This is a genomic window from Parahaliea aestuarii, assembly GCF_008064635.1.
Classification (GTDB): Bacteria; Pseudomonadota; Gammaproteobacteria; order Pseudomonadales; family Halieaceae; genus Parahaliea; species Parahaliea aestuarii.
Genome location: NZ_VRYZ01000001.1, coordinates 78116 through 99941, shown reverse-complemented (window position 1 = coordinate 99941; position 21826 = coordinate 78116). Strand labels below are relative to the sequence as shown.

Sequence of the window (21826 nt, the reverse complement as noted above, 5' to 3'; positions counted from 1 at the left end):
CCGCCGGCGAAGAGAGCTCCGGCAGCGCCGCGACAGGGCATCAAAAGCAGGACTTGTCTAAGCAATGTGCTTTTTAACACAAAATAATCTTAAAACAGGGTAAGAAGGGGCCATCCAGGGATTGCGCCAGTCCGGTCCATTTCACGGTTGTGGTAGAAAAAGAAGTTCCCCATGTCGTTGCTGTAGGGCACACCGTGAAACTCGTCGAAACCCTGGTTCCAGGGCATGAAGGGTTCGCGGTGGCCCAGGTGCCACTTCCCCACCAGTCCGGTCCGGTAACCCGCTGCCTGCAGGTGCTCCGCAAGGGTGATTTCCGAAGGCGGCATGCCGTCCGGTGAATCATCCATAAACACGTGCCTGATACCCATGCGGGAAGCGTAGCGCCCGGTCAGCAGGCTGGCCCGGGAGGGCGAGCACACTGGCGAGGCGGCGTAGAAATCGGTGAGGCGAATACCGTCCTGCGCCAGCGAATCGATACGCGGCGTGTCTATCGTGGTGGAGCCAAAGCTGCTGAGATCGCCGTAGCCGAGGTCATCGGCGAAGATGAAGACGATATTCGGTGGCGTAGCCGCGACCTGGGCGAGGGCCGGGAACACCGGCATCAACAGCAGGCAGATAAAGGTCCGCACAAGTTTTTGCACTGTAGTACCTGTCGTTATTATTGCGGCGCAATCGCCGGGATAGAAAAAACTCCCGGGCCTTTCGGCCCGGGAAAACCGCCATTCGTTTACACACCACTACACCGACATGTAAACGTTTACATAAATTATCACACGTTGCGCGTCGCCCACAAGCGCATTCGCCCCCGTAACAGGAAGTACGGCCCTGCCTGTCACTCACAGGCTGGACAGATACTCCGCCAGCTTTTCCTCACCGCGCTCTCCGAACAGGATGGCGCAGGCCTCATGCAGGCCCGGCGCGTCGAGGATCTCTTCCCGCCGCACCACCAGTTCTATCTTGGAGCGCCGGCGCATGAAATCCTCCAGTTTGACGATCATCTCGCGCCGTGCCGCCAGCTCGATTTCGCAGCGGGTGTACTCCGCCCGCCGAATCAGCAGCTTCGCCCGGGACGGGTCTTCGCGAATATCCTCCAGCAGGCCGAAAGCCGCTTCGCCGTAGCGGCGCCAGAAGCGCTCGGACAGAGGTTCCGGCGAACTGGGGTCAGTGAGGGCATCGAGTTCCATCAATTGCGCCTGCAACATGAACTCATCGCGCAGTTCTTTGCCGGGTTCGCCGTACCAGCGATGCCCGGGGCTGGGCACATGCACACCGAGGGACGCCACCCACTCCGTGACCTCGTCGCCGACATTGAGGCAGTCGGTGAGTTTGCCGCCAAAGATGCTGAGGTGGCGCCGGCTCTTGTCACACTCAATCTCGTGTTTGCGCGACAGCTGCACCCAGTCCGCCTTGCCATCACCGCCCTCGACTGCCAGCGGCCGCACGCCGACCCGCTCGGCGATGATGTCGCTGCGCGTCAACGGACGCGGCAAATCCAGCAGGGCGTTGGCATTGGCCAGCACAAAGTCGCGGTCTTCGTCGGTGACTTCCACCTCCGGGCTATCGACCTGCGTGTCTGTTGTCCCGATGCAGGTTTTCGGGCCCATTGGAATGAGAAAAAACAGCCGGCCATCGCTGGCGAAGAAGGTCAGCACCCGCTGGTTGTCGGTGATGCGATCGACAATCAGGTGAATGCCCTTGGAGAACAGGTGGCTGTGGCGGGTGCTGATACCGTCGCGCCGGTTGTTTTCGTCCACCCAGGGGCCGCCGGCGTTGATCAGTACCTTCGATCGAATGGTGAAGGCCTCGCCACTTTCCTGGTCGCACGCCTGGGTGCTCCACTCGCCGCCCGCAAAGACAGAGCTGTCGGCGGAAACGTAATTGGCCACCACGCAGCCGTAATTCAGGCTCTTGCGAATGAAATTGAAAACAAAGCGCGAATCGTTGTCGTAGAGGTAGCAGTCGCTGTACTCCAGCCCGCCGGCCGCGTTTTCGGTATTGATTTCCGGCTCCTGCTCCTCAATATAGCGGGCGGTAAGGTAGCGCGGGGCCTTAGTCACGCAGCGCCCCATCAGCCAGTACAGTACGCTGCCGAGAAAGACGAAGAAGGACCAGAAGCGGAAGCCCTTCTGGATGGTGGTAAAGAAGCGGATCTCCTTCACCGTGGAGGGGTAGGCCCGCATCAGTTTATTGCGCGACCTGCACAGCTTGTTGACCAGCAGGTACTCGTGGCTCTCCAGGTATTTGATGCCGCCCCAGGCGAGGTTGGAGGAATTGGAGCTGACCCCGCCGGCAAAATCGCCGCGATCGATCAGGGCCACCTTCACCCCGCGGCCCGCGAGCGCCGCGGCAGAGACAGCGCCGTTAATGCCCCCGCCGACAATCAGCACGTCGAATTCCTGCGCCTTGAGCCTGGCTACATTGCTGTTGCGAAGACTGACTGCCACTCCATCCCTCCGATGCCGGACTGCTACTTTGCGGCCACCTGGCTGCTTACCTGGCGGTTGTCGCGCCAGTCGAACTCCATCTGCCTTGCGGTTCTCTCTGCAAGATCCCGGCCAGCAAGGCGCTCAACCAGGTGCAGGCTCATATCGATGCCCGCGGAGATACCGCCCGAGCTGACCACACCGCCCTCGTCCACCCAGCGCCTCTCCTCCAACACCTCGACATCCGGGTAGCTGCTGCGCAGGTCCGCGATATCCTCCCAGTGCGTGGTTGCCTGCCGGCCGGACAACAGCCCCGCTTCGGCGATCAGGAAGGCGCCCGTACACACCGACGCGACAATGGTGGCACGGTCGGCCACGGTGGTGATCCAGTCGATGACCGGCCGCTTGTGCAGCTCCGCGCTGTGAATGCCGCCCGACACGATCAGCACATCGAGGGCCGGGTGATCGGCAAAGCCGAAGTGCGGGTTGACACTGTACCCGGCCCGGGCACTCACCGCCGCCGTCGTCTCCGCGACCAGAAAGCAATTGAAGCGGCCTTCGCCACCGCGCAGCCGGTTGGCGGTGGCGAAGACTTCAAATGGCCCGGAAAAATCCAGCACCTCCGCGTGCTCGTAGATGAAAATACCGATATTCAATGCGCTGTCACTCCTGTATTTGCCAACCGCGCCTGTGACGTGAGGCCTATCCCTGGTTAAGGCCCAGCTCCCGCTGCCGCTTCCTGGAGAGGCCCAGCGATACGATGCGGTGGGACTCCGCCAGGTAGTACCTGAGCGCTTCGTCGCCCCCCGCCGTGGTGTCGTACTGCTGTATCCATTTCATGCCGCGAGAGGCCAGGTAAGGCGCCGGGCGGTAGCCCGGTTCGTCCTTCAGGATGTCGTAGTTGAGCTCCGAGGTCTTGAAAGTAAAGGCCGGCCTTTGCAGCTTGCTCCAGCCGCCGATGGCGAAAACTTTCCCACCGACTTTCCACACATGGGAATGCCCCCATTGCACCGTGTAGGTTGTGGCCGGCAGGTTGCCACAAAAGGCGTTGAACGCGTCGTAGGTCACGCCATGGTCCGGCTTATCCATAAAAAGTGCCGCTACAGGCTAGAATACCCGGGTGTAAATGGAAAGGATCACACGTCATGAGAGCACATCGCGTTTTCATTCTGGTCGCAGCCCTGGCCATTGCCGGGTGTTCGACGCCCCCTGCCGCTACAATCACCGCCAATCCCGACCCCGCGCACAACGCCCGTAACGCCCTCGACTGGGCCGGCACCTATCGCGGAGTCCTGCCCTGCGCCGACTGCGAGGGCATAGAGACCGTGATTGTTCTGTTGGACGACGGAACCTACAGCAGCAGCTCGAAGTACCTGGGCAAAAGCAATGCGCCTTTCTCGGAGCAGGGAAACTTCACCTGGAACGAGGCGGGAAACACCATCACGCTCGAAGGTCCGTCGCCAGTGCAGTACTTCGTGGGTGAAAACCAGCTCATCCACCTGGCCCGGGACGGCTCCCGTATTACCGGGGATCTCGCGCCGCACTACGTGCTGGCCAAAGTCGCCGACGCTGCGACCGGGCAGCGCTGACAGCCGCTTCATCCTGCCCGCCAGTGCGCCTCGCACAATGCAATGAAATCACGCGCAGCGGAACTGAGGGCGAGATTGGCGCGATAGTAGAGGCCCACCCGCTTGTCGATGCGGCCGAAGGACAGGTCGTCCATGATGTGCAGCTCGCGACAGCGCGGGTGCTCCTTGAGCAGGCGGCGGTCGAGGAAGGTCACCCCCATGCCCTGTTCCACCATGTGGATGCGCAGGGACAGGCTGCTGACTTCCCACACCGCGCTGAACTGGTCGCGCAGACGCTGGATGGAAGGGCGCATTTCCGGATTGTCCAGGGCCGAGGCGATCAGGGGCGTGCGCCGGATAGCCGCCGCGTCACCGGCAATCATGGCCTCGAAGGCCGGGTGGCGGGGGCCGACCACCAGGTGCCGGGTGTCTTCGTAGAGCGGCACGGTGTGAAAGGCCGACATCTGTTTCTGGAAGGGCCCCAGGCCCAGTTCCACCTGCCCGCCGAGTACGGCGTAGATCATGCTCCGGCTGGGCAGCTCCTGAACATGCATGGTGACGGCAGGGTTTTGCGCATAGTAAGCACTTATTAACTCCTGCGCGTGGAAGTAATTGATGGCGCCGCTGATCGCCAGGCTCAGGCGCTCGCGGGCGCCGTTGCGCAGGCGCGCGATGTCCTCCAGCGTTTGCTGCTCCCGCCCCAGCACCTCCACCGCGTGATCAAACACCCGGCGCCCGGCGTCGCTGAGACCCAGGTTTTTACCCCGCTGGACCAGGGGCAGGCCCAGCTTCGCCTCCAGCCCGGCCACCGCCTGGCTCACCGCCGACTGGCTCAGGTGCAGTGCCTCCGCGGCGCGACGGAAGCCGCCCTGTTCCACCACCGCACGGAAGGCGCGGAGCTCACTGTTCTCCAGGCGCATATCAGTCTCACTTATCAGAAAATAAGATTGTTTAACTCTACTGATTGAAAGGCGAAATTTATACTGGCCGCCGCAAATCACAGTCCCGGCCACAGTGGAGACACAACAATGACCGCAAGCAAGCCCCTGGAATCCTTTGACCTCGCCGGCGTGGTGGTGGGAGAAACCGCCATCTCCAATGTGGAGGGCGACCTCGGTCGCCTGTCCTACCGCGGCGTCGACATCAATGAACTGGTGCAGCGGCCCTTTGCCAACGTCGCCTGGCTGGTGCTGTTCGGCAGCGACGCCGATGCCGCCCGGCAGCTGCAGCTGAACCGTTTCCTCTGCGCGCACGCCGCGCTGACCCAGGAAGAGCGCGGTATCCTCAAGCGCCTGCCGCGCCACCTGCACCCCATGCTGGTCTTGCAGGGCATGGTGCCGCTGATCGAACTGCCCACCGAAGAGACGCTGGGCCTGGGCCTGGAGGCCGAGCAGGGTCTGGTACTGGCGGCCAAGCTGTCCGGCCTGATCGCCGCCTGGTACCGGGCCGAGCAGGGCCTGGCGCCCCTCGGCGGCGGCCCGGACGACAACTTCCACGCCAACTTTCTCACCCGCCTGCACGGGCAGGTGCCCGATGGCGACGCCGTGAAGATCCTGGACGCCACACAGATTCTGCAGATGGAGCACAGCTTTAACGCAGGCACCTTCGCCGGGCGCGTCTGCGCCAGCACCCTGGCCCCGATCCAGAGTGTGATTTCCGCGTCCATCGGCACTCTCTACGGCCGCCTGCACGGTGGCGCCGACCAGGCGGCGCTGGAAATGGCCCAGGCCATCGGCGCACCGGAAAAGGCCGCGGCTTATGTCGCCCGGTGCCTGGCCGAGAAGACCAAAATCATGGGCATGGGCCACCGCGAGTACCGCACCGTGGATCCGCGCGCCAAACTGCTCAAGCCGATGGCGATGGCGCTGTGCCACGACCCCGACAGCCGCAGGCTGCTGGATACCCTGATCGCGGTGGAGCAGGCCTGCCAGACAGAGTTCGCCAAACGGGACAAGGAAATCTGGGCCAACGTGGAGTTCTACAAAGGGGCCGTGTTCCACAGCCTCGGTATCCCCAGCCACTTTTTCACCGCCATGTTCGCCATGGCCCGGGTCTACGGCTATATCGCCCACTTCCTGGAGTTCCGCCGCGACAGCCGCCTGATCCGCCCGCGGGCGCGCTATGTAGCGGCCGGCAGCCACGCCGGGGAATAAGCGCCCAGCCCGCGCCCCCAAAGTGCGGGCCGGCTTGCACGCTGCACAGGGGGTGTTATAACTCCGGGGACATTCCGCCGGAGTTGTCGCATGCAACGCCACCCTCGCGCTCGCCTGCGCCCGAGCTTTGCCCCGCTGTCGCTGGCGCTGCTCACTCTCCTGCTCGGCGCCTGTGGCCAGGGCGAGCCGAGCCAGGCCCTGGGCACCCTCGAGCGGGACCGTATCATCCTGCGCGCCACCGCCAGCGAAATCATCACCGACCAGCCGCAGCGGGAAGGCCAGCCGGTTCGCGCCGGGCAATTGCTGGTGCAACTCGACACGCGCAACCAGCAGGCGGTGGTGGCACGCTCCCGGGCCGAAGCCAGCCGCGCTGCGGCGCGCATGACTGAACTGCGCAACGGCGCCCGCAAGGAAGACATCGCCGCCGCCAGCGCCCAGGTGTCCGGCGCCCGCGCCACCCTGGTGGACGCCGAGGCCAACTACCAGCGCGCCCGCAAGCTGGTGCAGCAGAAACTGGCCGCCACGGCGACCCTGGATTCCGCCCTGGCCAACCGCGATGCCGCCGAGGCCGCGCTGAGCGCCGCCCGCGAACAGTTGCTGCGGCTCACCAATGGCACCCGTCCGGAACAACTCGAACAGGGTGCGGCGGAGCTGGAGGCTGCCCTCGCACAGCTGGCGCTGGAAGAGCGACACCTGGAGGAACTCAGCGTCACCGCCACCCGCGACGCCTGGCTGGACAGCCTGCCCTGGAACGTCGGTGAACGCGTGCCGGCGGGCGCCACCCTCGCTATCATGCTCGCCAATAACAGTCCCTTCGCCCGCGTCTACGTGCCGGAAAAGCACCGCGCCCGCCTGCGCGCCGGCACCGAGTTAACGGTACGGGTGGACGGTATCGATCGCGACTTCAGGGGTCGCTTGCGCTGGATCGCTACCGAACCCGCCTTCACCCCCTACTACGCCCTCAACGCCAGCGACCGCTCACGGCTGGTGTACCTCGCCGAGTTCGACCTGATCGACGGCAGTGAATTGCCCACCGGCGTGCCGGTGCAGGTACTGCTCGACGACGGCGGCAACGGCCAGTGACGGAACTCGCCATCACGGCCCGCGGGCTGACCCGCCGGTTTGGCGAGCTCACCGCCGTCGATCACATTGACCTGAGCGTGGAGAAGGGCAGAATCTTTGGTTTTCTCGGCCCCAACGGATCGGGCAAGACCACCGCCATCCGGATGCTCTGCGGACTGCTCACGCCAAGTGAAGGCGAGGTAGCGGTACTCGGCCGATCGATTCCCGCCGAGGCGGAAAAGCTGCGCCTGGAAATCGGCTACATGACGCAGAAATTCTCCCTCTACACCGATCTCACTACCCTGGAAAACCTGCGCTTCATGGCCCGCGTCTACGGCCTGGCGCACGGGCAGCGACGGCAGCGGATTGACGAGGTGCTGCAACAGTTCGGCCTCACTGAACTGCGCGATCGCCAGCTGCATGCCATGAGCGGTGGCCAGCGCCAGCGGGTGGCGCTGGCAGTCGCCACCCTGCACCGCCCCACGCTGCTGTTCCTGGATGAGCCCACTTCCGCGGTAGATCCGCAGAACCGCCGCGATTTCTGGGAGAAGCTGTTCGACCTCAGCGAGGCGGGCACCACCATCCTGGTCTCCACCCACTACATGGACGAGGCGGAGCGCTGCCATCGACTGGCCATCCTGGAGCGCGGCAAAGTGCGTCGCGACGACAGCCCCCAGGCCCTGATGGCTGCACTGGAAGGGCGGGTGGTAGAGGTCAGCGGCAGCGGTCTGCGCGCATTGCGCGAACAGCTGATGGCGCGCCCCGACGTGGTCTCGGCCGCCCAGCAGGGCAGCCGCCTGCGCGTGTTGTTCGACGAGGAGACGACGGCACCGCTGGATCGATTGCAGGCCGCTGCACAGCACCAGACATGCCAGCTGGCACGGCCCAACCTGGAGGACGTGTTTATGGCGGCCACGGCCGGAGAGCGCCGGTGAACAGCCTCGGACGCATCCTCGCTGTGGCGCACAAGGAGTTTCTGCAACTGGCGCGGGACCGCATGACCTTCGGCATGATCGTGATGATCCCGCTGGTGCAGTTACTGCTGTTTGGCTACGCCATCAACACCATGGTACGCAATATCCCCATCGCTGTGGTCGACCTCAGCGGCAGCGCGGCGGCGCGGGTAATTATCGAGCAGGTGCGGGTGAACCAGGTGGTGGACATCGTCAGTTACCTGCCCACGCCCCAGCAGGCCGAAGCGGCGGTAATCGCCGGCGAAGTGCGGGCGGCGCTGATTTTCCCCCGCGACCTGGCGCGCCGTATCGCCAGCGGCGCTACCGTGGGCCAGTGGCTGGTGGATGGCTCGGACACCACCGTCAGCCAGGTGCTGCTGGGATTGCGCAACATGCCCCTGAGGCTGGATGCAGGGGCACCCGCGGGCGCCTACCAGGCCAGCGAACCCAGCTTCGAAGTGAGCCTGTTCTTCAACCCGGAACGGCGCTCGGCCGTCAATATCGTACCCGGGCTCACCGCCATTGTGCTGACCATGACCATGATCCTGTTCACCTCACTGGCGCTGGTGCGGGAGCGCGAGCTGGGCAACATGGAGCTGCTGATCACCACCCCCATTCACCCGCTGGAGCTGATGGTGGGCAAACTGGTGCCCTACACCCTGGTGGGCCTGGTGCAGGTGGTGATCATCCTCGGCCTCGGCCATGTCATCTTCGCCGTCCCCTTCGCCGGCGGACTCGGCACCCTGGCGATCGCCACCCTCAGTTTTATCGCCGCCAGCCTGACCCTGGGCCTGCTGCTGTCCACCATCGCCCGCACCCAGTTACAGGCCATGCAGCTCACGGTATTCATCCTGCTGCCCTCGATCCTGCTCAGCGGCTTTATGTTTCCCTACGATGCCATGCCGGAAGTGGCCCAGTGGATTGCCGAGGCGCTGCCGGCCACCCACTACGTGCGACTGGTGCGCGCAGTGGTGCTGCGCGGCGCCGAGCTGCACCAGCTCAGCGGGGACATCCTCTGGCTCTGTACCTTTACCCTCGTCGTCCTGCTGGTGGCCACCGCGCGCTTCAACAAGCGCCTGGACTGACCGCCCCCGCAATTGCACCACGGCAGGTATCCATTGTTGTACCTGCGGCGCTGCGTATCGCTCCTCCAGCGGATATGCTGTCGCTCTGCGCAACTGACCAGAACAAGGCCAACACTATGAGCTACAACTTCGACCCCGAAATTGCCGCCCTGCTGGAATTCATGCCGCCGGTCGACGTGGCCGATCCGGCCGCCGCCCGCGCCGCCTTCGCCGGTGCCACTGCGGCCCTGATCGCCGACCTCGATACCAGCGGCGTGGACATCTCGGACCGCGCCGCGCCGGGCCTGAACGGCGCCCCGGAGGTGGCTGTCCGCGTGTACCGGCCGGCCGCTGCCGACGGCCCGGTTCCCGGCCTGGTCTATATCCACGGCGGTGGTTTCGTGCTGGGCAACCTCGACAGCGAACACGGCATCTGCGTGAACCTGTGCCGGGCACTGGGTATTGTTGTCGTGTCCGTGGACTACCGCCTGTCACCGGAGACCGCCTACCCCGGCCCCCAGGACGACTGCTACGCCGCCCTGCAGTGGACCGCCGCCAACGCCGCCGGGCTGGGCATCGACCCACAGCGCCTGGGGATCGGCGGGCAGAGTGCCGGCGGCTGCCTGGCCGCGGCCTGTGCCCTGCGCGCCCGCGACGAGAAAGGCCCGGCCCTGTGCTTCCAGTTCCTGGGCATTCCGGTGCTGGACGACCGGCTGGACACGCCCAGCATGGTGCAGTTCTCTGACACCCCCTGCTGGGACAGCGGCAAAGCGGCTCTGAGCTGGAAGTTCTACCTCGGTGATAGCCTCAATGCAGGCGCTGACAATGTCCCGGCCTACGCCGCCCCGGCCCGCGCCAGCGACCTCGCCGGCCTGCCACCCGCCTACATCACCACCATGGAATTCGACCCCCTGCGGGACGAGGGCCTGCAGTACGGTATGCGCCTGCTGGCGGCGGGGGTGCCCTGTGAACTGCACAACTACCCCGGCACCTTCCACGGCTCCAGCGTGTTCGCCCACACCGCCATTCACCAGCGCGAACTGGCCGATACCCTGGCGGTGCTGCGCAGGGGGCTGGGTGTCGACCAGAGCGGCTGACGCATACACATCCGCCGCCTCGCCCCCTGGCAAGGCGGCGGATGTGTGACCATAGACCACTGAATCTTGGCCTTTTTGTACCTGTCAGCGCCCACCGCCCAGCCCTAGAATCATCCCACAAGCCCTGCGTGCCGCTCCGGCACCACACCGGTCATAACAAAACGGGGAGATACCATGAGCCAAGATGCCCTCTACCACCCGCCACTGATGCCCCACCTGCTGGTGGAAGGCCTGAACCGCTACAATGACGAACCCTGCCTGTTTCTGGGCGACAAGGTGGCCAGCTATCGCGAAATGCGCGAACAGACCAGCCAGCTGATCCAGGCGCTGCGCGCCAGCGGGCTGGACAAGGGCAGCCGCATCGCAGTGATCTCCACCAACCGCCCCGAGGTGCTGTCCAATATCGCCGCCATGCAACTGGCGGGCTGCATCGGCACCCCCCTGCACCCGCTGGGCTCCCTGGACGACCACGCCTATGTGCTGGAAGCGGCGGAAATTGACGCCCTGATATTCGATCCCGGCGCCTTCGAGCAGGTAGCCGCGGCACTAAAAGCGCGCATTCCCGCGCTCAAACTGCTGTCCTTCGGCCCCTCGGAATCCGGCGAGGATTACCTGGCCCTGGCCGCCAGTTTCCAGCCGCAACCACTGGTGGTGCCGGATATCGCTCCGGAGGACACCGCCTCCGTCAACTTCACCGGCGGCACCACCGGCAAACCCAAGGGCGTGATGAGCGCCTATCGCACCACTGCCTACATGACCCAGATCCAGATGGCGGAGTGGGAGTTCCCCGGGGAACTGCGCATGCTGATCGCCACCCCCCTGTCCCACGCCGCCGCGGCCTTCCTGATCCCGGTCCTGCAGAAAGGTGGCGCGTTTTACGTGATGCAGGGCTTCAGCCCGGATGAATTCTTCAACATGGTGGAACAGCACCGCATCACCGCCACCATGCTGGTGCCGGTCATGCTCTACTTCCTGCTGGATTCCCCGCGCTCCGCCACGGCCGACATGAGCAGCATGGAAACCATCTTCTACGGCGCCTCGCCGATGAGCCCAGCGCGGCTCAAAGAGGGCATCGAGAAATGGGGGCAGGTGTTCTACCAGTTCTTCGGCCAGTCCGAGGCGCCGATGGTGATCGCCAACATGCGCAAGGCAGAGCACGACCTGTCCAAACCGGAGCGGCTGGCCTCCTGCGGCCGGCCCTCGCCCTGGGTCCACATGGCCCTGCTGGATGGCGAAGGCAAGGCCGTCGCACCGGGCGAGCCCGGTGAAATCTGCGTGCGCGGCCCCCTGCTGATGAAGGGCTACAAGGACATGCCGGAACAGACCGCCGAGGCCTTTGCCGGCGGCTGGCTGCACACCGGTGATGTCGGCCGCCTGGACGAGGACGGTTTTCTCTACATTGTCGACCGCACCAAGGACATGATTGTCACCGGCGGCTTCAACGTCTATCCGCGGGAAGTGGAGGATGTACTCAGCACCCACGCGGCGGTGGCCCAGGTCGTGGTCATCGGCGTGCCCGACGAGCGCTGGGGCGAGGCGGTGAAGGCCGTAGTGGTGCTGAAACCCGACCAGCAGGCCTCCGACGAACTGAGTGCGGCGCTGATCGGGTTGGTGAAAGATGCCAAGGGTTCGGTGCAGGCCCCCAAGAGTATCGACTACGTGGCCAGCATTCCCCTGACCCCGGTGGGCAAGCCCGACAAGAAGGCGGTGCGCGCCAGCTACTGGCAGGGTTCGGACCGCGGCGTGGGCTGAATAGGTACACAACCACTGGGGAAACAGGGCGCGGAGGGGCCCCGGACTGGACAGCTCCGGCCCCAGCCCCCACCATATCCGCCTCTGTACCCAGCGGATCCCACCATGCTCAACGACCCCAGCGAAACCTTTCGCGGCCTGACCTACCCCTACGGCCGCAAAGCCAACCCCGCCCCCGGCCAGCCCGAGGAAATCGCCCCCGGTGTGTACTGGGCGCGCTTCCCCATGCCGATGTCGCTGGATCACATCAATATCTGGCTGCTGGAAGACGGCGATGGCTGGACGGTGGTGGACACCTGCCTCAACCTGCCCGACAGCCAGAAAATATGGGAGCAGCTGTTCAGCGGCTTCATGGCCGGCAAGCCGGTCACCCGCGTCATCGTCACCCACATGCACCCCGACCACATCGGCCTGGCCGGCTGGCTGCTGGAGCGCTTCGGCTGCGAACTGTGGATGACCCGCGACGAATTCCTGATGTGCCGCGCCATGGTCGGCGACACCGGCCGCCCGGCGCCGGAAGTGGCCATTCGCTTCTACCGCGAAGCCGGTTACAACGAAGAGCAGTTACAGAGCTACCGGGAAAAGTTCGGCGGTTTCGGCAAGGCCGTATACACCCTGCCCGACAGCTACCGGCGCCTTACCGACCGCGAAACCCTGACCATCGGCGACCGCTACTGGCAGGTGATCGTCGGCAGCGGCCACTCACCCGAGCACGCCTGCCTCTACTGCCCGGGCCTGAAGCTGCTGATCTCCGGCGACCAGGTACTGCCGAAGATCACGCCCAACGTCAGTGTCTTTCCCACCGAGCCCCACGGCGACCCGATCTCCGAGTGGCTGGACTCCTGCAACCGCATCCGTTCCCTGCTGCCCGACGACCTGCTGGTGCTGCCGGCCCACGAGGCGCCCTTCTACGGCCTGCACACCCGCCTCACCCAGATCATCGAATCGCACAAGCGCGACCTGGCCACCCTCTACGACTACCTGAGCGAGCCGCGCCGCGCCGTCGACTGCTTTCCCGCCCTGTTCAACCGCAAACTGGAAGGCCACAACTTTGGCCTCGCCACCGGCGAGACCATGGCCAACCTGAACTGCCTGGTACACCGGCGCCAGGCGAGTTTCGAGATGGATGAAAACGGGGTGAAATGGTATCGCCAGCTGCCGGAAGGCGCGGCGTTCGACTAGCCTGTATGGCGAGCCCGCCCGGCTTCAAGCCGGGGAAATTTAGGCTAAGCTGAAACCCAACACCACCGGGGAGAAGGTCATGCAAAATCCATTACAGCATCGCGGCAGCTGCCTCTGTGGCGCCGTCAGCATAACAGCCACGAGCAAGAGCGAGCATATCGAGGCCTGCCACTGCGACATGTGCCGCAAGTGGGGCGGCGGCCCCCTGCTGGCGGTGGAGTGCGCGGGCGATGTGAGCATCGACGGCAATGACCATATTTCCATATTCAGTTCATCGGAATGGGCAGAACGTGGTTTCTGCCGTCATTGCGGGACACATCTCTTCTACCGCCTGAAGGAAGGCGATCACTACGCACTGCCAGTCGGTCTACTGGACAGCGAGGCAGACTGGGAGCTGACGGGGCAAATATTCATCGACCAGAAGCCCGCCTATTATGACTTTGCGCAGCACACCCGGAACCTGAGCGGCGAAGAGGTGTTTGCCCAGTTCGCCAAGGAATAGAACTCACGCTGATAACGCCCAGGCCAATGAACCAGACAGCTCTTGAAACGGAAAACCCAGCCGTCGCCGCCAACCGCAACCCTGCCATGGCAGCCCCCTTTATCGGCCTGCGGATCAGCGTCCCCGCGGAATGGATCGACATTAACGGCCATATGAATGCCACTCGCTACGGCCTGGCCGTCTACGATGCACACGTCAATTTCACTGAAGCCCTGGGACTGGGTGAGGCCTACGTGCAGGCCACGGGCTGTGGCAAGGCAGTACTGGAAAGTCACTTGATCTATGAGCGCGAGGCCTCGCTCGATGACGAACTGGAAATCCGCTCCTGGCTGCTGGCAGTAGATACCAAGCGGCTGCATTTTTTCCACGAGATGGTCAATCTCACCCGCGGCTTTCGCACGGCGGCGGCTGAACAGGTGGACATCCACATCGACCTGGCGGCGCGGCGCTCCTGCATGTTTTCACCGGCCATGTATACTCAGCTGCAGGCGGTGGTGAGCCACCATCTGGCCCAGCCACAACCCCAGGGTGTGGGCAGCCGGATTCGTCCACCGGGCAATCTCTGGCGTGACAATCACTGAACAGCCACACCACTCGCTCACCTGACAGGTCACACCATGCCCAAGACCAAAACTCCATCCCGCTTCTCCGCGGTACTCCAGCGGCCGGCCAGGGCCGGCGCCGGCGGCTGGACGTTTCTTGTCCTGCCCAAGTCGGCCAGCGACACGCTGCCCCGGCGCGGAAGAACCTCGGTGGAGGGTACACTGAACGGGCAGCCCTTCCAGGCGCGCTTGGAGCCCGATGGCCAAAAGAGCCACTGGCTGCTGGTGGACGACGCCCTGCGCGAGGCCGCAGGAGCACAGGCAGGGGACACAGTGACGCTCGCCATTCAGCCCGTGCCGAAAGAGCCGGAGCCAGAACTGCCCGCCGATCTTGAACAGGCCCTGCTAGCAGCTCCCGCCGCGCAGGCCGTCTGGGACGCAACGACCACCCTGGCCCGCGTGGACTGGATCCACTGGATCACCTCGGCGAAACAGGCCAGCACCCGGGCCAAACGGGTCCACGATGCCTGCGACATGCTGGCCTCGGGCAAAAAGCGGGTCTGCTGTTTCGACACATCGGGTTTCTACAGCAAGGCACTCGGCGCCCCGGAAACGAAATAGCACCACCACCCTAAAGTTATCGCCAGAACGGCCGATTTCCCTGCGGATGACCCCCTGTCACCCACCGCAAACTGGCCTTTCCAAACAACGCGATGCAGTTTCTCCTGAGTTTTGATCCCTGGCTGGTGGCTCTTTCCTTCATTGTGGCCGCCTTCACCTCACTCACCGCCCTCGACCTGGCGGGCCGACTGCGCGCAGCGGAAAAAGCCGCGCGCTATGTGTGGCTGTGTGGCGGCGCACTGGCCATGGGGGGCGGTATCTGGTCCATGCACTTCATCGGCATGCTGGCAATGAAGACCGGCGGCCACATGCAGTACGACCTGTCGCTGACCCTGCTATCGATGCTAGCAGCCATGCTGGCATCCGCGCTGGCCCTGTTGATTGTCTGCGCGCCGACACCGACCACGGGGCGCCTGTCGGTGGGCGGCCTCACCATGGGCGCCGGCGTCTGCCTGATGCACTACCTCGGTATGGAGGCGATGCTCAGCCACACCCCCACTGGCTACGATCCCACACTGTTCAGCGTATCAGTGCTCATTGCCATCGGCGCCTCCACCGCGGCCCTGTGGCTGTCCTTCTACCTGAACGGCAGTGTGCGCAGCCCGCTGTGGCTGCGCAGCATAGCCGCGCTGGTGATGGCGGTGGGCATTACCGGCATGCACTACACCGGGATGGCCGCCGCCATCTACGACACCACCCCGTTCATGACACACAGCACAACAGGCATCGCCCCCGATTACATGGCCATCACCATCGCCGGTATCGCGAGTGGCATCCTGCTGATCGCCATGCTGATGGCGGTCTATGACAGCCACCTGGTTTCCAAGACGACCCGACTGGCCAACTCCCTGCAGGAAGCCAACCAGGAATTGCGCAGCCTGGCGCTGATGGACCCACTCACCCGCATGCCCAACCGACTGGCCGTGGAACAGCGACTCGAGTCGGGCCTGGTACAGGCAGACGACAGGAATACGGGGTTTGCCGTCCTGTTTGTCGACCTGGATCGCTTCAAGAGCATCAACGATTCCCTCGGACACCACGCCGGCGACCAGCTACTCAAGCTGGTCGGCAAACGCCTGCAATCCTCCACCCGCAATGACGACATCGTCGCCCGGGTGGGCGGCGACGAATTCCTGATTGTCACCGGCAATGGCACCAGCCGCGAGGAAAGCACGACGCTCGCGCGCCGCATCATCGGTTCACTGGAGAGTCCTTTCCAATTAGACCAGCACATTGTGCGCACCTCCTGCAGCGTCGGTATCAGCCTCTACCCCGAACACGGCGACAGCGCACACCTGCTCATCGTGCATGCCGATACCGCCATGTACCGCGCCAAGGATCTCGGCCGCAACAAGCTGCAATTCTACGAACACGGTATGCGCTCCATGCAGGATCGTCGCAACCAGTTGGAGCAGCGCCTGCGACTGGCGCTGGAGGAAAATTCCCTCAAGCTCGCCTACCAGCCCAAAGTGGATGTCGACAGCGGCCGCACCCGCGGGGTGGAAGCCCTGTTGCGCTGGACCGATACGGAACTGGGTGAAGTCCCCCCGGAGGAGGCCATCGCTATCGCCGAGGACACCGGCCTGATCGTGCCCATCGGCGAATGGGTGCTGCGCGAGGCCTGTAGCCAGCTCGAGCGCTGGCGCACCTCCGGCCTCGGGGAGCTGACGGTTGCCGTCAATCTTTCGGCCCGGCAACTGAACGAAAAGGATTTTGTCTCCCGGGTAAGGCACATCCTTGAGGAAACCGGCCTGGCGCCCGAACAGCTGGAATTCGAGCTCACAGAAACGGCGATCATGCAGGACCCGGATAATGCGCTGCGCATTTTTCGCCAGCTCGACAGCCTCGGCATTGCGCTGTCCATTGACGACTTCGGCACCGGCTATTCCAATCTTTCGCAGCTCAAGCGCTTCCCGATACGCTGCCTCAAGGTAGACCGCTCGTTCACCGCCGGTGTCACCAGCGACCACCAGGATGCCGCCATCGTCCGGGCGCTGATCATGCTCGCCCACTCGCTGGATCTGGAGGTGGTTGCAGAGGGGGTGGAAACCGACGCACAGCTGGACTTCATCCGCCGGCTCAAGGGCCAGCAGTACCAGGGCTACCTGTACAGCCGCCCCCTGCCGGCGGCTGACATCGGCAGACTGATTACTGCCGAACGCGGCGCTGGCTCGGCCGGCGCCATGTGAATTTTTTTCGCCGTCGCACATTTCCCGATTCACTCTGCTATCATGGCCACCCCCAGCGGCGCACACAGAATGCCGCGGACTGAATCACCGCCAATGCCCCCGTAAGTACGGGTTCGACACACCCCATAACTCATCGTTTTGAGGAATGACGTGTATGAGTCAGTTGGTTGATTTGGTTATTTTTGGCGGCACCGGAGACCTCTCCACCCGCAAACTGCTGCCTGCGCTGTACCAGTTGCATCGCCACGGCCTGGCAGATCGTATCGGGCGCATCATCGCCACCGGCCGCGGTGAGATGGATACCGAGACCTTCCGCACAGAAGCCCAGGGCAACCTGCGCCGCTTCATGGCGGACAATCACTGGAGCGACGCTATCTGGTCGCGCTTTCGCGACAGCCTGCACTACGTCCAGGTGGAAGCCGGCGATGCCCAGGACTACGCCGACCTCGCCGGGCTGCTGAACGAGAACGGCGCTCCCATCCGGCTCTACTATCTCGCTACCCTGCCCTCCCTCTACGGCACCATCTGCCAGCACCTGGACGCGGCCGGCGCGGTGAACGACCACAGTCGCGTGGTGCTGGAAAAGCCCCTCGGCCACGACCTCGATTCCTGCCGCGCCATCAACGAGGATGTAGCACAGGTCTTCAGCGAAGAGTCTACCTTCCGCATCGACCACTACCTCGGCAAGGAAACCGTGCAGAACCTGCTGGCAGTGCGCTTCGGCAACCCCCTGCTGCATCCGGTGTGGAAAAACACCTTCGTCGACAATGTACAGATCACCGTGGCCGAGGAGATCGGGGTGGAGGGACGCGGCAGCTACTATGCCAAGACCGGCGCCCTGCGGGACATGGTGCAGAACCACCTGCTGCAGGTGTTGTCCATCGTCGCCATGGAACCCCCCGCCAGCCTCGACGCCAGTGACATCCGCGACGAGAAAATGAAGGTGCTGCGCTGCCTGCAGCCGATCACCGCCGCCAATGTGAAGGCCTGCACGGTGCGCGGCCGCTACGACGCCGGCGCCGTGGCCGGCCAGCCGGTAAAGGGTTTTCTGGAAGAGGCCGAGTACAAGGACGCGGAAAATACGGAGACCTTCGTCGCGCTCAAGGCCACCATAAACAACTGGCGCTGGGCGGGTGTGCCCTTCTACCTGCGCACCGGCAAACGCCTCAGCCGCCGCTACTCTGAGATCGTGATCGAGTTCAAGAAGCAGCCGTTCTCGCTGTTCGCCAACGACCCCAACGAACTGACCAACAAACTGGTGATTCGCCTGCAACCGGACGAAACCATCACCATGCACACCCTCAACAAAAAGCCGGGCCTCACCCGCAACCTGCGCCTGCAGCCGGTGGAACTGCACCTGACCGACGACCGCAGCGACAAGAACGACAGCTACGACGCCTACGAGCGCCTGCTGCTGGACGCCATCAACGGCGACCAGACCCTGTTCATGCGCCGCGACGAGGTGGAGACCGCCTGGCGCTGGATCGACACCATCATCGAGGCCTGGGACGAAACCGCCATGCCGGTGAAATCCTACAACTCCGGCACCATGGGCCCGAATGCTTCCACAGCCCTCACCGCCCGCGACGACAGGAGCTGGTATGAGTGAGTCGGCGGGAGCGGATATGGGCCAGCAGTGGCATAACTTCGACAGCCGCGACGGGCTGGCCGCGGCGCTGGCGCAGTATCTCGCGGCGAGACTGCGCGCCGATATCGAGACCAGGGGCGCGGCCTGCCTGGCCCTGTCCGGCGGCAGCACGCCCGTGCCGATGTTTCAGGCCCTGGCACAGCAGGTGCTCGACTGGCCTGCGGTGAGCCTGACCCTGGTGGATGAACGCTGGGTGGACACAGACCACCCGGACTCCAATGAGCGTTTGCTGCGCGAGCACCTGCACCTCGGTCCAGCCGCCGCAGCACGGGTGATCGGCCTGAAAACCCCACACCAGCGCGCCATTGAGGGCGAGGGAGAGGCCAGCGCGCGCATTGCCGCCCTGGCCCGTCCCTTCAGCGCCCTGGTACTGGGCATGGGCGGCGACGGCCACACCGCCTCCTGGTTTCCCCAGGCGGCCAACCTGCCGCGCCTGCTGGACCGGGCCGGTACCGACCTGGTGGCGGCCACCGAGCCGGTGACCGCGCCCCACACCCGCATGACACTGACACTGCCGGCTGTACTCAACAGCGCGGAAATCATCCTGCACATCACCGGCGAGGACAAGAAGGCCGTCCTTGGCAATGCCATTGCCCGGGGCTACCCGGTCGCCGCCGTGCTCAGGCAATCCACAACACCGCTTTCCATCTGGTGGGCTCCATGACAGATTCACGACTCGCGGACATCACCGCACGCATCATCGAACGCAGTGCCAACTCCCGCCGCGCCTACCTGGCGCGCATGGCGGAGATGCGCGGCAAGGGCCCCCTGCGCGGCGGCCTGCCCTGCTCCAACCTGGCCCACGGCTTCGCCGCCTGCGGCGAGGGCGACAAACAGAGCCTCAAACTGACCGAGGCGGCCAATATCGGCATCGTCAACGCCTACAACGACATGCTCTCGGCCCACCAACCGCTGGGGGAATTCCCTGACCAGATCAAACGCGCCGCCCACGCGGTGGGCTGCACCGCCCAGGTCGCCGGCGGCGTTCCCGCCATGTGCGACGGCGTCACCCAGGGCACTGCGGGCATGGAGTTGAGCCTGTTCTCCCGCGACATTATCGCCGGCGCTACCGCCATCGCCCTGTCCCACAACATGTTCGATGGCGCCCTGTGCCTGGGCGTGTGCGACAAAATCGTGCCGGGACTGCTGATCGGCGCCCTGTCCTTCGGTCACCTGCCGGTAATTTTCGTCCCCGCCGGGCCCATGACCTCGGGCCTGTCAAACAAGGACAAAGCCGCGGTGCGCCAGCTGTTCGCCGAGGGCAAGGTGGGGCGCGACAAACTGCTGGAAGCGGAAAGCCAGGCCTACCACGGCCAGGGCACCTGCACCTTCTACGGCACCGCCAACAGCAACCAGATGTTGCTGGAGGCCATGGGCCTGCACGTACCCGGCGCCGCCTTCGAAAACCCCGGCACCGAACTGCGCGAGCACCTGACCAACGCGGCCACTGAACGGCTGTGCAAAATCACCGCTCTCGGCAGCGAGTACACGCCGATGGCCGAAGTGGTGGACGAGAAGTGCATCGTCAACGCCATCGCCGCCCTGCTCGCCACCGGCGGTTCCACCAACCACGCCATCCACTGGATCGCCGTGGCGCGCAACGCCGGCATCATCATCGACTGGCAGGATTTCAGTGAACTGTCCTCCATCGTGCCGCTGATCGCCAGGGTCTACCCGAACGGCAGCGCCGATGTGAATCACTTCCACGCCGCCGGCGGCAGCGCCTTTGTGATTCGCACCCTGCTCGACGCCGGCCTGATGCACGAGGACGTGAACACTGTGTGGGGCAAGGGCCTGCGCCACTACACCCGGGAACCGCGCCTGCTGGACGGTCGCCTGAGCCATGTGGACGGTGTGCAGGAAAGTGCCGACCCCGACGTCCTGCGCCCCGCCAGCGAACCCTTCCAGCCGGAGGGCGGCCTGCGCCTGCTGGACGGCAACCTCGGCCGCGCGGTGATCAAGGTCTCAGCGGTCGAGGAAGAACATCGCGTGGTGGAAGCCCCGGTGCGTATCTTTACCGAACAGGACGACCTGCGCATCGCCTTCGAGGCCGGCGAACTGGACCGCGATATCATCGCCGTGGTGCGTTTCCAGGGCCCGCGGGCCAATGGCATGCCGGAGTTGCACAAACTCACTCCCTTCCTCGGCGTCCTGCAGGACCGCGGCCACAAGGTCGCGCTGGTCACCGACGGGCGCATGTCAGGTGCGTCGGGCAAGGTCCCCGCGGCCATTCACCTGACCCCGGAAGCGCTGGCCGGCGGCCCCATCGGCAAGCTGCTCGATGGCGATGTGGTGCGCCTGGACGCCGCCGCCGGCACCCTGGAAGCCCTGGTGCCCGCCGATGAGTGGGCCCAGCGCCGGCACGCGCCGCGCCCCAGCCATCACAGCGACTACGGCACCGGCCGGGAGCTGTTCGGCTTTATGCGCGATGCGGTGAATGACGCCGAATCGGGCGCTACGGTGTTCTAGAAATTCCCGGCACGACCTCAGAAGCCGTGCACGTCACTCATGTCCGGCAGGCGGTGGGCGATACCCTTGTGGCAGTCGATACAGGTTTTGTCGCCACTGGCCAGGGCAGTGGAGTGCATGTTCACCGCCCGCGGGCTCTGGCGGGTAAAGTCCATGTAGGAAAACTCGTGGCAGTTGCGGCACTCCAGTGAATCGTTGGCCTTGAGCCGGGCCCACTCGTGCTGGGCAAGGGCCAGGCGTCGCGCTTCGAACTTCTCCGGCGTGCTGATGCTGCCGGTCACCCAGGCCCAGACTTCCTTGGAGGCCTGCATTTTGCGGGCGATCTTGTCAGTCCAGTCGTGGGGCACATGGCAGGAGGAGCAGATCGCACGCACGCCTGAACGGTTGGTGAAGTGGATGGTCTGCTGCAGCTCATCGTAAATATTCTCGTGGCAGCTCACGCAGAAGGTCTCGGTGTTGGTGAACTCCATTGCGGTATTAAAGCCGCCCCAGAAAATAATCCCCATGGTGAAACCGCCGAGGGTGAGAAACCCCAGGCTGTAGTACCGGCTGGGGCTTGTGATAACACGCCAGTATTTGCGCAGAAAGGCCTTCACGACGC

General features: G+C 64.4%; 21 protein-coding genes. 15 read left to right on the top strand and 6 right to left on the bottom strand.

Annotation, left to right across the window (positions count from 1 at the left end; translation table 11 throughout):
• Positions 1–89: 89 nt before the first annotated feature.
• The 4 genes from FVW59_RS00430 to FVW59_RS00415 all read right to left on the bottom strand — a co-directional run bounded on the left by FVW59_RS00430 (position 90) and on the right by FVW59_RS00415 (position 3512).
• On the bottom strand, positions 90–641 hold the full coding sequence (locus FVW59_RS00430) for a sulfatase-like hydrolase/transferase (protein ID WP_222711387.1): 552 nt from the start codon (positions 639–641) through the stop codon (positions 90–92).
• Between the two features lie 195 nt (positions 642–836).
• The gene (locus tag FVW59_RS00425; RefSeq protein ID WP_148062279.1) at positions 837–2444 is read right to left on the bottom strand and encodes a glycerol-3-phosphate dehydrogenase/oxidase; all 1608 of its coding nucleotides are present in this window, start codon (positions 2442–2444) and stop codon (positions 837–839) included.
• A gap of 23 nt (positions 2445–2467) precedes the next feature.
• Positions 2468–3079, bottom strand: a complete 612-nt coding sequence (locus FVW59_RS00420; protein ID WP_148062278.1) for a DJ-1/PfpI family protein — start codon at positions 3077–3079, stop codon at positions 2468–2470.
• Between the two features lie 46 nt (positions 3080–3125).
• A complete protein-coding gene (locus FVW59_RS00415) occupies positions 3126–3512 on the bottom strand; it encodes an MmcQ/YjbR family DNA-binding protein (RefSeq protein ID WP_246139586.1) in 387 nt (128 codons plus the stop codon).
• Between the two features lie 56 nt (positions 3513–3568).
• Between FVW59_RS00415 and FVW59_RS00410 the strand changes: the two genes are divergently transcribed.
• Complete coding sequence (locus FVW59_RS00410; RefSeq protein WP_148062277.1) at positions 3569–4012, top strand: copper resistance protein NlpE; 444 nt, start codon at positions 3569–3571, stop codon at positions 4010–4012.
• Between the two features lie 8 nt (positions 4013–4020).
• On the opposite strand, the gene FVW59_RS00405 is transcribed toward FVW59_RS00410, so the two are convergent.
• A complete protein-coding gene (locus FVW59_RS00405) occupies positions 4021–4911 on the bottom strand; it encodes a LysR family transcriptional regulator (protein ID WP_148062276.1) in 891 nt (296 codons plus the stop codon).
• Positions 4912–5019: 108 nt separating this feature from the next.
• Between FVW59_RS00405 and FVW59_RS00400 the strand changes: the two genes are divergently transcribed.
• The 14 genes from FVW59_RS00400 to edd all read left to right on the top strand — a co-directional run bounded on the left by FVW59_RS00400 (position 5020) and on the right by edd (position 21225).
• On the top strand, positions 5020–6144 hold the full coding sequence (locus FVW59_RS00400; protein WP_148062275.1) for a citrate/2-methylcitrate synthase: 1125 nt from the start codon (positions 5020–5022) through the stop codon (positions 6142–6144).
• 90 nt (positions 6145–6234) lie between these two features.
• Positions 6235–7227: an HlyD family secretion protein gene (locus FVW59_RS00395; protein ID WP_148062274.1), complete on the top strand. Its 993-nt coding sequence runs from the start codon at positions 6235–6237 to the stop codon at positions 7225–7227.
• Positions 7224–8141 (top strand): ABC transporter ATP-binding protein, encoded by a 918-nt coding sequence (locus FVW59_RS00390; RefSeq protein ID WP_148062273.1) that lies wholly within the window; start codon positions 7224–7226, stop codon positions 8139–8141. The genes FVW59_RS00395 and FVW59_RS00390 overlap by 4 nt, the downstream gene beginning before the upstream one ends.
• Positions 8138–9244: an ABC transporter permease gene (locus FVW59_RS00385; RefSeq protein ID WP_187275692.1), complete on the top strand. Its 1107-nt coding sequence runs from the start codon at positions 8138–8140 to the stop codon at positions 9242–9244. The genes FVW59_RS00390 and FVW59_RS00385 overlap by 4 nt, the downstream gene beginning before the upstream one ends.
• A 116-nt stretch (positions 9245–9360) precedes the next feature.
• Positions 9361–10320, top strand: a complete 960-nt coding sequence (locus FVW59_RS00380; RefSeq protein WP_148062271.1) for an alpha/beta hydrolase — start codon at positions 9361–9363, stop codon at positions 10318–10320.
• A 174-nt stretch (positions 10321–10494) separates the two neighbouring features.
• A complete protein-coding gene (locus FVW59_RS00375) occupies positions 10495–12072 on the top strand; it encodes an AMP-binding protein (protein ID WP_148062270.1) in 1578 nt (525 codons plus the stop codon).
• 105 nt (positions 12073–12177) lie between these two features.
• Positions 12178–13254, top strand: a complete 1077-nt coding sequence (locus FVW59_RS00370) for an MBL fold metallo-hydrolase (protein WP_148062269.1) — start codon at positions 12178–12180, stop codon at positions 13252–13254.
• Positions 13255–13333: 79 nt separating this feature from the next.
• On the top strand, positions 13334–13756 hold the full coding sequence (locus FVW59_RS00365; protein ID WP_148062268.1) for a GFA family protein: 423 nt from the start codon (positions 13334–13336) through the stop codon (positions 13754–13756).
• Positions 13757–13842: 86 nt separating this feature from the next.
• Positions 13843–14337, top strand: a complete 495-nt coding sequence (locus tag FVW59_RS00360; protein WP_187275691.1) for a thioesterase family protein — start codon at positions 13843–13845, stop codon at positions 14335–14337.
• A gap of 36 nt (positions 14338–14373) precedes the next feature.
• Positions 14374–14919, top strand: a complete 546-nt coding sequence (locus tag FVW59_RS00355; protein ID WP_148062266.1) for a YdeI/OmpD-associated family protein — start codon at positions 14374–14376, stop codon at positions 14917–14919.
• A 92-nt stretch (positions 14920–15011) separates the two neighbouring features.
• Complete coding sequence (locus FVW59_RS00350) at positions 15012–17108, top strand: putative bifunctional diguanylate cyclase/phosphodiesterase (RefSeq protein WP_148062265.1); 2097 nt, start codon at positions 15012–15014, stop codon at positions 17106–17108.
• Between the two features lie 154 nt (positions 17109–17262).
• Positions 17263–18717 (top strand): glucose-6-phosphate dehydrogenase, encoded by a 1455-nt coding sequence (gene zwf, locus FVW59_RS00345; protein WP_148062264.1) that lies wholly within the window; start codon positions 17263–17265, stop codon positions 18715–18717.
• Complete coding sequence (pgl, locus tag FVW59_RS00340; RefSeq protein ID WP_222711385.1) at positions 18710–19420, top strand: 6-phosphogluconolactonase; 711 nt, start codon at positions 18710–18712, stop codon at positions 19418–19420. The genes zwf and pgl overlap by 8 nt, the downstream gene beginning before the upstream one ends.
• Complete coding sequence (gene edd / locus FVW59_RS00335; protein WP_148062263.1) at positions 19417–21225, top strand: phosphogluconate dehydratase; 1809 nt, start codon at positions 19417–19419, stop codon at positions 21223–21225. Before pgl ends, edd begins: the two co-directional genes overlap by 4 nt.
• A 17-nt stretch (positions 21226–21242) precedes the next feature.
• On the opposite strand, the gene FVW59_RS00330 is transcribed toward edd, so the two are convergent.
• Positions 21243–21821 carry a NapC/NirT family cytochrome c gene (locus tag FVW59_RS00330; protein ID WP_148062262.1) on the bottom strand — a complete coding sequence of 193 codons (579 nt, stop codon included), beginning with the start codon at positions 21819–21821 and terminating at the stop codon, positions 21243–21245.
• Between the last annotated feature and the right edge of the window lie 5 nt (positions 21822–21826).